This is a genomic window from Nocardia takedensis NBRC 100417 (assembly GCF_000308695.1).
Taxonomy (GTDB): Bacteria; Actinomycetota; Actinomycetes; order Mycobacteriales; family Mycobacteriaceae; genus Nocardia; species Nocardia takedensis.
Map to the genome: position 1 here is coordinate 72,334 of NZ_BAGG01000093.1, position 13,392 is coordinate 85,725.

The following is a 13,392-nucleotide window of genomic DNA, read 5'->3' on the forward strand; positions in this document are numbered from 1 at the left end:
CAGATGTGAGCAGATCGACAGCACCGTCGCCAAATCGATTCGACCGCACGGTGTAGCGTGGGCGACGATGTTCAGGAATTGAGATTTGTGTATCACATAGTGAGACGCTGACGAGATCGCCGGGGTGAGACCATGACGACCGTGACACAGGTGCGCGACCTCCACCGCTGGGCCATGCTCGGACTCGGCGTCTTCGCGCAGATCTCCAGCGCGATCTTCATCCACGGCGTGGCCTTCCTGCTGCCCGCGCTGACCGACCGCGGCATGTCGCTGCCCACCGCCGGACTACTGGTCGCCATGCCGACCGTCGGACTGGTGTGCACCCTGATCGCCTGGGGCTACATCGTCGACCGCATCGGCGAACGCACCGTCCTGGTCGCCGGGCCGCTGGTGATGCTGGCCGCCGGACTGGCCGCGGCGGCCACCACCGACACCTTCCTGTTCGGCGCGCTGCTGTTCCTCGGCGGCGTCGGCGGCGCCAGCACCAACGGGGCCAGCGGGCGCGTCATCGTCGGATGGTTCCCGCCGCATCGGCGCGGATTGGCGATGGGCATCCGACAGACCGCCCAACCGCTGGGCGTCGGCATCGGCGCCCTGGCGATCCCCGCCGTCGCGGGTGCGCACGGCGTGCAGGCCGCGATCCTGGTTCCCGCGCTGCTGGCGGGGCTGGCCGCACTCGGCTGCCTGCTCGGCATCGTCGACCCGCCGCGCCCCGACGTGCGGGCGGCCGACCGGGTCAACCCTTACCGCGGCGATTCGACGCTGTGGCGCATCCACGGCGTCTCGGTTCTGCTGTGCGTCCCGCAAGGGGTGGTGTGGACCTTCGCGCTGCTGTGGCTGCACCGCGATATCGGCTGGTCGCTGCCCGCGGCGGGCGCGCTGGTCACCGCGACCCAGATCCTGGGCGCGCTGGGCCGGATCGGCGCGGGCGCGTGGTCGGACCGGGTCGGCTCCCGACTCGGCCCGCTGCGCCTGGTCGCGATCGCGGCGGTCGCCTGCATGGCGCTGCTCGCCGTCACCGCGTGGACGACGTGGTGGTGGGCGGCGATCCCGCTGCTGGTCGCCGCCTCGGTGGTCACCGTGTCCGACAACGGCCTGGCCTTCACCGCCGTCGCCGAGATCGCCGGACCGTTCTGGAGCGGACGCGGACTCGGCGTCCAGAACAGCGGACAGAATCTGGCCATGGCCGCCATTCCGCCGGTGTTCGGTGCGATCGTCCTGGCGGGCGGCTTCCCGGCCGCCTACTTCGCCGCGGCCGCGCTGGCCGCGGTCGCGGTGCCGCTGGTGCCGCGGGATCGGCCCGTTTCCCCTGCGGCGGTGGCGGAATCGATCGAGGATTCCTAGGGTCGAGGGCGTGGAGATCATCGACCGCGTCCGCGGCTGTCTGCTGGGCGGGGCCATCGGGGACGCGCTGGGTTGGCCGATCGAATTCGAGAACCTCGGGGCGATCCGGCACCGGCACGGCCCCGACGGCGTCACCGGATTCCTCAGCGGATACGGTCCCCCGCAACAGATCACCGACGACACCCAGATGACCTTGTTCACCGCCGAGGGATTGCTGCGCGGTGCACCCGGCGCGGATCTCGGGCCGGTCCTGCGCGAGGCGTACCTGCGCTGGCTGCGCACCCAGGACGCGCCGGGCCCCGAGGTGCGGCCCGACGGGTGGCTGCTGTCGCACCGATTCCTCTACGCGATGCGCGCGCCGGGCCAAGCGTGCATGAGCGGTCTGCGCGAACAACGGCGGGACTATCGCGCGCCGCGGCCGATCGGTCTTGCCGGACACGTCAATCCGCACTCCAAAGGTTGCGGCACGGTGATGCGGTCCGCGCCGTTCGGCCTCGCGCGCCTCGGACCGGACCATGCTTTCCTCGAGGCCGTGCGCGGCGCGCAACTGACCCACGGCCACCCCACCGGCTACCTCGCCGCCGGCGCGTTCGCCGCGCTGACCGACCGGATCCTCGATGGACTCGACCTGCGAACAGCGTTGCGCGCCACCATCGCCCAGGTCCGCGCGATGCCTGCCGGGACGGAAACCGCCGACGCCTTGGAACACGCGCTCGCACTGGCCGATTCGCACCCGCCCACCTCGGAGACCGTCGAACTCGTCGGCGCGGGCTGGGTAGCCGAGGAATGTCTGGCCATCGCCGTGCACTGCGCGCTGCGGGCCGAATCCGGCGACCTGCGCGGCGCGCTGCTGCTGTCGGTCAACCACTCGGGCGATTCCGATTCCACCGGCGCGGTGGCGGGCAATCTCCTCGGCGCGCTGCACGGCGTCGCGGCGTTGCCCGCGGAGTGGGCCTCGGCCGTCGAGGGCCGCGAGGTGCTGCTGCGAGTCGCCGACGACCTGGTGGCCGCGTTCGTCGACGGCGACCACGAGCGCGTCGCCGAGCGGTACTCGCGCACGCCGGCGTCGTAGTCGAGACGGCCTCGACCCGCCGCCAACCCGGGGCGGGGCGGGGAGCACGCGCCTCCGCGACCGAAACGTTGTCAAGCCAGCCTTGACGCATGAACGATGTCAAGGCAGCCTTGACGTATGTCCGAAGAAGCCCGATCCGACGCGAGTGACGAACGCGCCACCTTGGGAAAACTGCTGTCCACCAACGCCGAACTCGTCGTCGGCGTCCTGAGTCCGCACCCCGGCGCACCGCCGGTCCCGGTCCTCACCGCACTCACGGCCACCCGCAACCTCGGCCGCCTGGTCGACGACATCCTGCACACCCTCGCCCGCCAAGCCCGCCACGAAGGCCACACCTGGGCGGAACTGGGTGACCTGCTCGGCACCTCCCGCCAGGCCGCCTACCAGCGCTTCAGCGGCCCGATGCCCCCCGCCGGCCCCTTCCCTCCCCCACCTCCGTTCCCCCCGCACCGCGGCCCCCTCGGCGCACCCCCGATCCCACCCGGCCCTCCGGGTTCCCCACCACCCGGCGCACCCCCACCCCCGGCCGGGGCACCCGGTGGGTCACCGGCCCGACACATCCCGCCCGATGGTCCGTCGTCCCTTCATGATCCACAGGGCGCGCGGCCGATCTCGCCGGGCGGGCCGCCTGCCTCGGCGCAACCAGTGCAGGGCGATCCGTCCGGGGGCAGCGGACACCGTGTGCACGGAAACGACTGTGGCACACCGGGCATACCGCCCGTAAGCCCGCCGTGGGATGGCGCGCACCACCCGCGGCACCCCGGCGGACATCATCGGCCCGGGTTCGCGCCCGGCCCGAATCCGCTGACTCCACCGTCCTTTCCGCCGCCGTCGCCGTTCGGCGAATAGCGGTCACGCGGACCGATCAACTCCGCAGCCGATCGACAACCGATGGGAAAGCGAAGCCCCGCAACGGAATTCCGGTGCGGGGCTTCGCGATGTTCGGAACGGATCAGACCGCGCCCGCGATGCGGTCGCCGACGGCGACCGTGGAGGCGGCTCCGGTGCGGGTGGCCAGATCCTTGGCGACGGCCGCGTGGATGCGGGCGGCGGAGTCGGTGTCGCCGAGGTGGTTCAGCAGCAGCGAAACCGACAGGATCGCGGCGGTCGGGTCGGCCTTGGACTGGCCCGCGATATCGGGGGCGCTGCCGTGGACCGGCTCGAACATGCTCGGGTTGACGCCGGAGGCATCGATGTTGCCGCTGGCCGCCAGGCCGATGCCGCCGCTGACCGCGGCCGCGAGGTCGGTGATGATGTCGCCGAACAGGTTGTCGGTGACGATCACGTCGAAGCGGCCCGGATCGTTGACCATGTGGATGGTGGCGGCGTCGATGTGCTGGTAGGCCACCGTCACCTCCGGGAATTCGGCGGCGACCGCGTCGACGGTGCGCTGCCACAGCGATCCGGCGTAGGTGAGCACGTTGGTCTTGTGCACCAGGGTCAGATGCTTGCGGCGGGCCCGCGCCTTGTCGAAGGCGTAGCGCACCACGCGTTCGATGCCGAAGCGGGTGTTGGGGCTGACCTCGGTGGCCACCTCGTGCGGGGTGTCGACGCGGATCGCGCCGCCGGTGCCGGTGTAGGGGCCTTCGGTGCCCTCGCGCACGACGACGAAATCGATCTCCGGTTCGCCCGCCAGCGGACTGGTGACGCCCGGGAACAGCGTCGAGGGCCGCAGGTTGACGTGGTGGTCGAGCGCGAACCGGGTGCGCAGCAGCAGTCCGCGTTCGAGCACGCCGCTGGGCACCGACGGGTCGCCGATCGCACCGAGCAGGATCGCGTCGTGCTGCCGCAGTTCGGGCAGCACCGAATCGGGCAGCACCTCGCCGGTGGCGTGGTAGCGCTTGGCGCCCAGGTCGTATTCGGTCTTCTCGACGCCGGGGACCACGACGTCGAGGACCTTGAGCGCCTCGGCGATGACCTCGGGCCCGATCCCGTCGCCGGGGATGACAGCGAGCTTCATGACAGTGTTCCGTTCGTCCGGTGTCAGACCAGGTCGACCAGGACGACCTTGGCCGCGCCGACGGCCTCGGCGATGGCGTCCTTGACCTCGGTGGGGACCTCGCGGTTGACGCGCAGCACGACGGTGGCGCCTTCCTTGTCGATGTCCTGGCTCAGCTGCGCGGCCAGGATGTCGATCCCGGCCTCGCCCAGCTTGGTGCCGATCTTGCCGAGCGCGCCGGGGCGGTCGTCGTAGTTCAGCACGGCCAGGTTCAGGCCCTCGGCGCGCATGTCGTAGTTGCGGCCGTTGATGGTGACGATCTTCTGCACCTGCTGCGGCTCGGTCAGGGTGCCCGCGACGTTGAGCACGCGTCCGTCGCCGAACACGGCGCGCAGGTCGACCACGCTGCGGTGGCTGGGGCTCTCGGTGGCGGTGGTCACCTGGGCGGTGATGCCGCGGTCCTTGGCCAGCGCGGGCGCGTTGACGAAGGTGACCTGGTCCTCGACCAGGGCCGAGAACACCCCGCGCAGCGCGGAGAGTTCGAGCACGGCCACGTCCTGGGCGGCCAGTTCGCCGCGGACCTGCACCTCGAGGGAGACGGGCAGTTCGTCCGAGAGCGCGCCGAGCAGCGCGCCCTGCTTGCGGACGATGTCGAGCCACGGGGCCACGTCGTCGTTGACCACGCCGCCGGTGACGTTGACCGCGCCGGGGACGAATTCGCCCGCCAGGGCGAGCAGGACGGATTTGGCGACGTCGGTGCCCGCACGGTCCTGCGCCTCGGTGGTGGACGCGCCCAGGTGCGGGGTGACCACGACCTGTGGCAGGTCGAACAGCGGGCTGTCGGTGCAGGGCTCGGTCTCGAAGACGTCGAGGCCCGCGGCGCGCACGTGACCGGACTTGATGGCCTCGGCGAGCGCGGATTCGTCGACGAGTCCGCCGCGCGCGGCGTTGACGATGATCACGCCCGGCTTGGTCTTGGCGATGGCCTCCTTGCCGATGATGCCCTTGGTCTCGGGGGTCTTCGGCAGGTGGATGGAGATGAGGTCGGCGCGCTCGAGCAGCTCGTCCAGGGTGAGCAGTTCGATGCCGAGCTGGGCGGCGCGGGCCGGGGAGACGTAGGGGTCGTAGGCGACGATCTTGGTCTCGAAGGCGGCCAGGCGCGCGGCGAAGAGCTGGCCGATGCGGCCGAGGCCGACGACGCCGACGGTCTTGTCGAAGATCTCGACGCCGTTGAACTTGCTGCGCGCCCAGGTGCGCTCGCGCAGGGTGGCGTCGGCGGCGGGAACCTGGCGGGCCGCGGCGAGCAACAGGGTGACGGCGTGCTCGGCGGCGGTGTGGATGTTGGAGGTGGGCGCGTTGACCACCATGACGCCGCGTTCGGTGGCGGCGGGCACGTCGACGTTGTCGAGGCCGACGCCGGCGCGGGCGACGATCTTCAGATTCTTACCGGCTTCGAGGACCTCGGCGTCGACCGTGGTGGCGGAGCGCACGAGCAGCGCGTCGGCCTCGGGGACCGCGGCGAGCAGCGCCGGGCGGTCCGGGCCGTCGACCCACCGAACCTCGACTCCGTCACCGAGCGCGTCGACGGTCGACTGGGCGAGCTTGTCGGCGATCAGAACTACAGGACGGCCTGCTTGGCTCACTGTGGGGTACTCCTGGGGAAGAGGTCGGCAATTACCGGCGACCAGCTTAGTCGGCGCGGTTTGCGGAGGGCTTACCACCCGGTAGGGCACCCGCGGTCGGTGGCGGGCGCGACCTGACGACCACGACCCCGCGCCGACTGGGCGCGGGGTCGCGAACGAGGTCGTATCGGCCGGAACCCGGCCGGGGGCTCGATCAGCCGCCGAACGAGCCGGTCCACAGGGTGTCGAGCAGGCCGGTGATCGCGGCGCCCGCGGTGTTCCAGATTCCGGTCAGAGCAGCGGAACCGGTGTCGATGATAACGGGGATCATGTGAATTCCTTCTCGTCGATATTTACTTCAGCCGATCGGGCTGACAATGGGCACATCGGCGGGTTTCCCGCTCGGGTTACCGAATTCCACGTGTTAGTGACCGGGAACACAGTGATAGCCGATATTCGATCATTGACACCTGAACTAGGGGCTTGCCGAACCGAAAATCATGCTCTACCTGCTGTTTTGTTGCCCGAATAGAACTGAACGAACGACCATCAGTGCGCGGTAGTCGAACTACGACGCGCGTGACGCGAAATTCACGGTTTGACCGGGAGATACTTCAAACATTTCTTCAACACATCGTCATGTCGACCCGACTTGACCGCTGCCCGGAAAAATAGGGGCGGCGCGGCGTTATCGCACGGTGATAGCGGTTGTCGAGACCGCGGGACATCCGCCGACGATCCGCGGGGCGGGCCCGAGCGAGGAAAAACCGACTGCGCGACCCGCCCGCCGCGCCCTACCATCGCGCCATGTCCTTGCGCGCGATCCCCGACTCGATGGCTCCGGCCGTCGTCGCCTCCATCGATGCCGAACTCGACCGCGTCGCCGCCGAGCACCGCGTGCGCATCCCGCTGGCCATCGAAAGCGGCAGCCGCGCCTGGGGTTTCCCCTCCCCCGACTCCGACTACGACTGCCGTTTCGTCTACATCGCGTCGCTGGAGGACTACCTGACGCCGTGGCGGACCCGCGACGTCATCGAGACACCGCTGGTGGGGCTGCTCGACGTGAACGGGTGGGATCTGGCCAAGGCGCTGCGGTTGCTGGTCGCGGGCAACGCGGTGCTGATCGAATGGCTGCGGTCACCGATCGTCTACCGCGGCGATCCGCGTTTCCGCGCCGAGTTGCGCGCGCTGGCCGACCAGGTCGCCGACCGGGACCGGGTGGCGCGGCACTACCTGCATCTGGGACGCAAGCAGTGGGCGGCGGCGCAGCGGACGGGCGGGCTCAAGCGACTGTTCTACGCGTTGCGGCCCGCGATGGCGTTGCGCTGGCTGCGCGAGCACCCGGGGACCTCGGTCGCGCCGATGCACCTGCCGACCCTGATGGCCGACTGCGCCGTCGAGGCGGATCTGGCGACGGCGGTGACCGAACTCACCGAGTTGAAGACGCGCACCAGGGAGATGGGCTCCGGGGCGAGGCCCGCGGCGATCGCCGCGTTCGTCACCGACGAGTTCGACCTGGCCGAGACGCTGTTCCCCCGCCCCGGCAACCGCGACCTCGGCCCCGCGCGGGCGGCGACGGCGGAGTTCTTCCGCACCTGGGCGACGGCCGAGGCGACGACTCGACCGACGGAGACACAGCCGAGGGAGACTCCGCCGACGGAGACTCCGCCGACGAGGGCGGCTCAGCCGACGACGCGCACGCCGATCGCCTCGGGACCGGCCTTGACCTGACGTAGCTCGAACTGCACGCGCTGGCCCGCGCTCAGCGCACGGAAGCCGGAACCGTGCAATTCCTTGTAGTCGACGAACACGTCGGGGCCCTCACCGTCCTGGCTGATGAACCCGAAGCCCTTCTCGGTGTCGAACCACTTCACCGTCCCGTGGACCATGCGTCGCGTTCCTCCGTGCCCGGCGGCCCGCCCGCTGCGCCCCACCGATGGACCAATGGTGGCACGGGTGCGCCTCCGGTGCGGTGACACGGTGTACGAAAGCAGACGCCCCCCGTACCTGTCGGTACGGGGGGCGTCGAAGCTTGGTCGCACTCAGAGAGCGCGGCCGGGGCTATCAGAGGACGCGCACATCCTGCGCCTGCGGTCCCTTCTGACCCTGGCCGATCTCGAACTCCACGCGCTGCCCTTCGTCGAGGGAGCGGAAGCCCGAGCCGCTAACAGCCGAGTAGTGCACGAAGACGTCGGGGCCTCCGCCGTCTTGCGCGATGAAGCCGAAGCCCTTCTCGCTGTTGAACCACTTCACAACACCTTGAGCCATTTCATACTTTCCTGTAGACGAGCCAGATTCTGACAAAGGGATGTCCTGGTCTCGACATCAACGATGCCACGGTCCGACGAATTCGGCCACATCGGATACCGGAAACTGTGACCCATCCCTCCCGATCGAGGGGAGTGGGCGTGCGAAATCCCACCTTTCCGGGCATCGGCGCGGCCCCGGATCACCTCGGCGGCAGCAGGCGCGTCTGCCGGATCTTGCCCGCCGCGTAGTCCTCGTGGCCGGAAAGCGCGTGCGGCACACCGACTTCCCACCAGGCGCCCGCCTCGGTCCACGCGCTCGGGGCGGTGCGCACGACGACGACGGCGGGGCGGCGCTCGGCCCGCGCGGTCTCGCGCGCCCACGCGTAGGAAGCGCGGAATTCCGCCATCCCGGAAACCTCGACGGCGGCGCAGCCCAATGCGCGCGCGTGCTCGCGGAAATTCACGCGCGGCGGCGCGGAGTGTTCGCTGCGGCAGTCGTCGTAGAAATTGTTGAAAGCCTTCCCACCCTGCCCCTGTTGTAAACGTGCGATCACGGCGTAGCCGTCGTTGTCGCACACCACCGCCACGAACGGGTGGCCCGCGAACGCCGCGGAGAACAGTTCGGAGTTCAGCATCAGGTAGGAACCGTCGCCGACCAGCGCCGTGACCAGGCCGTCCGTGCGGGCCATCGCCGCACCCCACGCGCCCGCGAGTTCGTAACCCATGCAGGAGAATCCGTACTCGACGTCCATCGTCGGGCGGCCTCCGCGCGCCCGCCAGCCGCCGACCAGTTCGCCCGGTAATCCGCCCGCCGCCGTGACCACGTAGTCCTCGGGGCCGCTGCTCTCCTCGACCACCCCGACGACCTGCGCGTAGGTGAGGGGGCCGTCCGCGACGCGCAGCGCGTCGACGTGGGCGTCCCACCCCGCGCGCAGTGTCGCCGCCCGCTCCGTCCAGGCCGCCTCGACCCGCAGATCCGGCGAAGAGAGCTCCGGCAGGGTCGCCGCGGCATCGCCGACGACCGCGAGCGCCCCGCGTTTGACCGCGTCGAAGCGTGCCGTGTTGACGGTGACGATCGCCACGTCGGCGGCGAAGACCGACCAGGAGGCGGTGGTGAAGTCCTGGAGGCGGGTGCCGACGGCCAGGACCACGTCGGCCGCGGCGGCCATGGCGTTCGCCGAGGCCGAACCGGTCACGCCCAGCGGTCCGGCGTAGAGCGGGTGGTCGTGGCGGACCAGGGTGCGTCCCGCGGTGGTCTCCACGATCGGGATGCCGTGCCGCTCGGCGAAGGCCAGTGCGACGGCGGCGGCCCCGGAATAGCGCACGCCGCCGCCGAGGATCAGCAACGGCCGCCGGGACGTGCGCAGGACCTCGCGCGCCGCCGCGATCTCGCCGAGGTCGGCGCGGGGGCGCGGCACGCGGTGCACGACCGGCGCGAACAACGCGTCAGGGAAGTCGAAGGTCTCGACCTGGACGTCCTGGGGCAGCGCGAGGGTGACCGGGCCGGTGCGCGACGGGTCGGTGAGCACCGCCGCGACCTGCGGCAGGGTGCCGAGCAGCTGTTCGGGGCGGGTGAGACGGTCGAAATACCGGCTGACCGGGCGCAGCGCGTCGTTCACCGTCACGCCGGGCTGGGCGAAATCCTCGATCTGTTGCAGCACCGGGTCACTCGCCCGCCCCGCGAAGGTGTCGCCGGGCAGGAGCAGCAGCGGCAACCGGTTGGCGTGGGCCACGCCCGCCGCGGTCACCAGGTTGGCCGCGCCGGGCCCGATGGACGTGGTCACCACGCCGACCTGCCGCCGGTCGGTGGCCTTGGCGTAACCGATCGCCGCGAGTGCCATGCCCTGTTCGGTGTGCCCGCGCCACACCGGCAACTCCGCGCGATGCTCGTACAGCGCGGTGCCCAGACCGAGGACGTTGCCGTGCCCGAAGATGGCGAACACCGCCGGGAACAGGGGCACCTCGCGGCCGTCGAGGGTTTCGGCGCGCTGGGCCGCGAGCCAGGCGACCAGCGCCTGGGCCGTCGTCAGTTCCACGCGGCGGACACCGCCCCGGACCTGCCGCGCCGACCGGCCCCCGGTACGGGCGCGGGATGAGCGGCCGTCATCGCCGCCCCCGGTGATCGGTGAGCGGGCAGCGCGGGTCGGCGGGTTCCTCGGCCCAGCGCTCGCGGACCCAGGCGTGCGCGGGATCGTCGCAGAAAGCCATCGACCGTTCGGGCCCCGGACCCGCCAGCACGTTGAGGTAGTACATCGGGTGACCGGGGGCGGCGACGCACGGACCGTGGTATCCGCGCGGGATCAGGAAGACGTCGCCGTCGCGCACGGTGACCGTCTCGTCGATCGCGCCATCGGCGGTGTAGGTGCGGTGCAGGCCGAATCCTGACGGGCCGGGGGTGATCCCGTCGCGTTCGGCGATGCGGAAGTAGTAGATCTCCTCGTTGACCGATTCGTGGGCGCTCGCCTCGTCGTGCTTGTGCGGCGGATAGGACGACCAGTTGCCGTCGGGGGTGAGCACTTCGCAGGCCATCAGGCGGTCGGCGTGCTCCCACACTCCGGGCGCCCCGAAGTTGGTGACCTGGCGGGTCGCTCGGCCCGCGCCGCGCACCTCCACCGGCACCCCTTCGGCGGGACCGTATCTCGGGGTCAGTCGACGCTCGCAGCGAGCCGAGGGCACCGCCGCCAGCAGACCCGTCTCGGTCGCCACCACGGCCTCGGCCTCGCGCGGCAGGTAGAGGAAATCGCTGACCCCGGCGAACACCGAGGTCCGGCCGCGCAGCCGAAATCGCTCGCCGTCGACCTCGACCGTGCCCGATCCGGACAGCGGCAGGACGAACGCCTCGCACTCGCCCGTGCGCAGTGTCCGGGCCTCGCCCGCCGGGAGGTCGAGGACCCACAGGCCGGTGTAGGTCCAGCCCGCTGCGTGCGGGGTCAGCACGATCGGGTAGGGGCCTTCGCGCAGCGAGCCCGCCGGGCGGTGCAAGCTCATCCGACGCGCTCCCCGTCGGCCACGACGGGACGCCCGTCGAGGAGGGCTTCGATCTCCGCCGCCGTCGGCATGGCGTCCGCGCAGGCCAGTCGGGAAGCGACCAGCGCGCCCGCGGCGTTGGCGAATTCGGCCAGCCGCCGCGGCGGCCACCCCGCGAGCAACCCGTGCGCCAGCGCCCCGCCGAATCCGTCGCCCGCGCCCAGCCCGCACACCACCCGGACCGCGTGCGACGGCACCCGCACGCGCTCGTCCGCGGTGGCGACCAGCACGCCCTCGGCCCCGCATTTGACGACCGCGCAGCGCACCCCGGCGGCGAGCAGACGGTCGGCGGCGCGCGCCGGGTCGGCGGTCCCCACAACCACCCTGGTCTCCTCGCGATTGCCGACCACCGCGCTCACCCGCGGCAGCATCGCGCCGATCGCCGCGCGGGCGGTGGCCTCGTCCGGCCAGAACATCGGCCGGTAGTCCAGATCCAGCACGGTGTGCGCGCGGCGGGCGCGCCGCCGCAGTATCGCGCGCTGCGTGCCGCGCGCGGGTTCGGCGCTGACCCCGGTGCCGGTGACCCACAGCAGGGGCACCGAATCCACCGTCTCCCAGGGCACCTCGTCCTCGGTGAGGGTCAGGTCGGGTGCGATGGGCGCGCGGTAGAACAGCAGTGTCGGCTCGGCGGGCGGGGTGAGTTCGCAGAACACCACGGGCGTCAGCAGATTCGGCGCGGTGCCCACGTGACGCGCTGTGACGCCGAACTTCTCCAGCGCGGCGCGGACGTAGTCGCCGAAGCCGTCCGGGCCGACCTTGGTCAGCACGGCGCTGCGGCGACCCAGCCGGGCCGCCGCCACCGCCACGTTGGTCGCGGTGCCGCCCAACGATTTCGCGAAGGTGGCGACCTCGGCCAGCGGGACGCCGCTCTGTTCCGGATACAGGTCGACGCCGACCCGGCCGACGGTGAGGATGTCCAGGTCGGTCATCGCACCAGTTCCCGACCGTCGGCCCCGCGCCGCCCCCGCAGGATCCGGCCGAGGTGGTCCAGGCTCCGCGCGGCGTCGCGGGTGGGCGCGTCGACGGTGTCGCGCGGGCCGAGAGCCGTGTCCTGTTCGAGGACATACCATCCCGCGTAGTCGCCCTCGGCCAGCAGGTCGAGCAACCCGGCGACGTCGAGGTCACCGTCCCCCAGCGGCGGGTACAGCCCGGCGCGCACGGCCTCGGTGTACCCCAGTGCGCCCGAGGCGATGTCGTCGAGCAGCCCGAGGCGGACGTCCTTGAGGTGCACGTGACCGACCCGGTCGCGGTGGCGGCGCGCCAGCAGCAGCGGATCGGTTCCGCCGACGAGCAGGTGGCCGGTGTCCAGGCACAGCGACAGCGGCGAGTCGGCGAGGAAACGTTCGATGTCGTACTCGGTTTCGACGTGGGTGCCGACGTGCGGGTGCACGACCGTGCGCAGGCCGTGCGCGGCCGCGAGTTCGGCGACCGCGCCGGCGGTCGCGATCAGGGTGCGCCACTGGCCCTCGGTCAACTCGGGTCTGGTGTCGTAGCCGGACAGTCCGGTGGCCGCCGCCAGGATCAGGATCTCCGCGCCCGCCGCCGCGAATCCGGTGACGGTGGCGCGCGCGGCGCGGATCGCCGCGGCGGGATCGCGGTGCAGCGGCAGGGCGAGGAACCCGCCGATACCGCGCAGCCCGTAGGAGTCGAGCAGCGCGCGAGCCGCGGCGGGGTCGGTCGGGAGGTAGCCGGGCGGGCCGAATTCGGTGGCCGTCACCCCGAGCGAGGCCATCGCCGACAGGACGACGGGCGCGGCCGGGACCGTGCCCCATCCCGGGACCTCGCACACCCCCCAGGAGATCGGCGCGAGCGCGACGCGCGGCGGTGCGAGAGGTTCGCTCATCGGTGTCTCCGGCCTTCGAGGTGACGAGTGGCGTCGTGGAGCGCTCCCCACTATGTAATGCGGGACATACGGTGTCAAGGTGCGGCGCGGACGGGTCTCCAGGCCGCTCACCTGCGGAAATCACGAGTCGGAAGATCATCGCCGTGTGCCGTTCACGCGGCGGGCGCACGCTGTTGATCGCCCCGGCGCGAGGTTGTAACCTCCGTCACGACACGGCCGTCGCCTCGCCCGCGTGAGGCGGCGGTCCGCCCCGGATCGGCGCGCGCAAGAAAGAATTCGGTCGAACGTCTCGAGAG

General features: G+C 71.4%; 12 protein-coding genes. 4 read left to right on the forward strand and 8 right to left on the reverse strand.

All coding sequences use genetic code 11. The annotated features are described in order from the left end of the window. The first annotated feature begins 132 nt into the window (after positions 1–132). The 3 genes from ON30_RS19310 (at position 133) to ON30_RS40400 (ending at position 3,265) form a co-directional block, all read left to right on the forward strand. Positions 133–1,344 carry an MFS transporter gene (locus ON30_RS19310; protein WP_040708900.1) on the forward strand — a complete coding sequence of 404 codons (1,212 nt, stop codon included), beginning with the start codon at positions 133–135 and terminating at the stop codon, positions 1,342–1,344. Between the two features lie 10 nt (positions 1,345–1,354). Further along, positions 1,355–2,416: an ADP-ribosylglycohydrolase family protein gene (locus tag ON30_RS19315; RefSeq protein ID WP_218006284.1), complete on the forward strand. Its 1,062-nt coding sequence runs from the start codon at positions 1,355–1,357 to the stop codon at positions 2,414–2,416. 117 nt (positions 2,417–2,533) lie between these two features. Further along, the gene (locus ON30_RS40400; RefSeq protein ID WP_174387525.1) at positions 2,534–3,265 is read left to right on the forward strand and encodes an AsnC family protein; all 732 of its coding nucleotides are present in this window, start codon (positions 2,534–2,536) and stop codon (positions 3,263–3,265) included. A 103-nt stretch (positions 3,266–3,368) separates the two neighbouring features. On the opposite strand, the gene ON30_RS19325 is transcribed toward ON30_RS40400, so the two are convergent. Both ON30_RS19325 and serA read right to left on the reverse strand, forming a co-directional pair. Next, positions 3,369–4,376, reverse strand: coding sequence for a 3-isopropylmalate dehydrogenase (locus tag ON30_RS19325; protein ID WP_040708904.1), 1,008 nt, complete (start codon positions 4,374–4,376; stop codon positions 3,369–3,371). A gap of 23 nt (positions 4,377–4,399) precedes the next feature. After that, the gene (serA, locus tag ON30_RS19330) at positions 4,400–5,998 is read right to left on the reverse strand and encodes a phosphoglycerate dehydrogenase (protein ID WP_040708906.1); all 1,599 of its coding nucleotides are present in this window, start codon (positions 5,996–5,998) and stop codon (positions 4,400–4,402) included. 786 nt (positions 5,999–6,784) lie between these two features. Between serA and ON30_RS19335 the strand changes: the two genes are divergently transcribed. Beyond that, on the forward strand, positions 6,785–7,708 hold the full coding sequence (locus tag ON30_RS19335) for a nucleotidyltransferase domain-containing protein (RefSeq protein ID WP_085999361.1): 924 nt from the start codon (positions 6,785–6,787) through the stop codon (positions 7,706–7,708). Here ON30_RS19335 and ON30_RS19340 read toward each other — a convergent pair. The 6 genes from ON30_RS19340 to ON30_RS19365 form a co-directional block, all read right to left on the reverse strand. After that, on the reverse strand, positions 7,660–7,866 hold the full coding sequence (locus ON30_RS19340; RefSeq protein ID WP_040708908.1) for a cold-shock protein: 207 nt from the start codon (positions 7,864–7,866) through the stop codon (positions 7,660–7,662). The two genes, ON30_RS19335 and ON30_RS19340, sit on opposite strands and share 49 nt — an antisense overlap. A gap of 175 nt (positions 7,867–8,041) precedes the next feature. Beyond that, positions 8,042–8,245 (reverse strand): cold-shock protein, encoded by a 204-nt coding sequence (locus ON30_RS19345; RefSeq protein WP_040708909.1) that lies wholly within the window; start codon positions 8,243–8,245, stop codon positions 8,042–8,044. Between the two features lie 181 nt (positions 8,246–8,426). Then, positions 8,427–10,262 carry a 3D-(3,5/4)-trihydroxycyclohexane-1,2-dione acylhydrolase (decyclizing) gene (gene iolD, locus ON30_RS19350; RefSeq protein ID WP_040708911.1) on the reverse strand — a complete coding sequence of 612 codons (1,836 nt, stop codon included), beginning with the start codon at positions 10,260–10,262 and terminating at the stop codon, positions 8,427–8,429. Between the two features lie 67 nt (positions 10,263–10,329). Continuing rightward, positions 10,330–11,214, reverse strand: coding sequence for a 5-deoxy-glucuronate isomerase (gene iolB, locus ON30_RS19355; protein WP_040708913.1), 885 nt, complete (start codon positions 11,212–11,214; stop codon positions 10,330–10,332). Next, positions 11,211–12,182 (reverse strand): 5-dehydro-2-deoxygluconokinase, encoded by a 972-nt coding sequence (gene iolC, locus ON30_RS19360; RefSeq protein WP_051029536.1) that lies wholly within the window; start codon positions 12,180–12,182, stop codon positions 11,211–11,213. Before iolC ends, iolB begins: the two co-directional genes overlap by 4 nt. After that, positions 12,179–13,096 carry a TIM barrel protein gene (locus ON30_RS19365; protein WP_051029537.1) on the reverse strand — a complete coding sequence of 306 codons (918 nt, stop codon included), beginning with the start codon at positions 13,094–13,096 and terminating at the stop codon, positions 12,179–12,181. Before ON30_RS19365 ends, iolC begins: the two co-directional genes overlap by 4 nt. Positions 13,097–13,392 lie beyond the last annotated feature (296 nt).

Coding starts and splice junctions, on each gene's coding strand:
- ON30_RS19310 (WP_040708900.1), top strand. CDS start 133: ATGACGACCGTGACACAGGTGCGCGACCTCCACCGCTGGGCCATGCTC.
- ON30_RS40400 (WP_174387525.1), top strand. CDS start 2,534: ATGTCCGAAGAAGCCCGATCCGACGCGAGTGACGAACGCGCCACCTTG.
- ON30_RS19325 (WP_040708904.1), bottom strand. CDS start 4,376: ATGAAGCTCGCTGTCATCCCCGGCGACGGGATCGGGCCCGAGGTCATC.
- ON30_RS19335 (WP_085999361.1), top strand. CDS start 6,785: ATGTCCTTGCGCGCGATCCCCGACTCGATGGCTCCGGCCGTCGTCGCC.
- ON30_RS19340 (WP_040708908.1), bottom strand. CDS start 7,866: ATGGTCCACGGGACGGTGAAGTGGTTCGACACCGAGAAGGGCTTCGGG.
- ON30_RS19345 (WP_040708909.1), bottom strand. CDS start 8,245: ATGGCTCAAGGTGTTGTGAAGTGGTTCAACAGCGAGAAGGGCTTCGGC.
- iolB (WP_040708913.1), bottom strand. CDS start 11,214: ATGAGCTTGCACCGCCCGGCGGGCTCGCTGCGCGAAGGCCCCTACCCG.
- iolC (WP_051029536.1), bottom strand. CDS start 12,182: ATGACCGACCTGGACATCCTCACCGTCGGCCGGGTCGGCGTCGACCTG.
- ON30_RS19365 (WP_051029537.1), bottom strand. CDS start 13,096: ATGAGCGAACCTCTCGCACCGCCGCGCGTCGCGCTCGCGCCGATCTCC.